1 protein-coding gene is annotated in these 317 nt (G+C 67.8%); it reads right to left on the bottom strand.

Annotated elements, in window-relative coordinates; all coding sequences use genetic code 11:
• A partial coding sequence (locus EN852_RS38145) for an RQC domain-containing protein (RefSeq protein WP_189546577.1) occupies positions 1 to 317 on the bottom strand: 317 nt, incomplete at both ends.

Below are 317 nucleotides of genomic sequence, written 5' to 3'. Positions count from 1 at the left end.
CAGCGACAGCCAGGCGGGTCGCTTATGCGCCGCGCCGGTGCCGAAGCTGGCGAGCCTCTCATGACCTCTTGCCAGCACCTTCTCGGTTTCGTGGCCGAGCAGGACGTCGATGACATGGGCCGCGCCGAACCGCTCGCCGGTTTGCGCGATGGCGGAAAGGATGATGCGCGCCTCGGCGCTGCCGTCCGCGCGCGGCGCCTGGTTGAGGCAGTTGTCGCAATTGCCGCAGGGCGAAGCGCTTTCGCCGAAATAGCCAAGCAGCACCTGGCGGCGGCACTGCGCCGTCTCGCAATAGCCGATCAATGTGTCCAGCCGGC

Source organism: Mesorhizobium sp. M2E.F.Ca.ET.209.01.1.1 (assembly GCF_004010375.2).
Lineage (GTDB): Bacteria > Pseudomonadota > Alphaproteobacteria > Rhizobiales > Rhizobiaceae > Mesorhizobium.
This window is presented reverse-complemented; position numbering and strand designations above follow the sequence as displayed.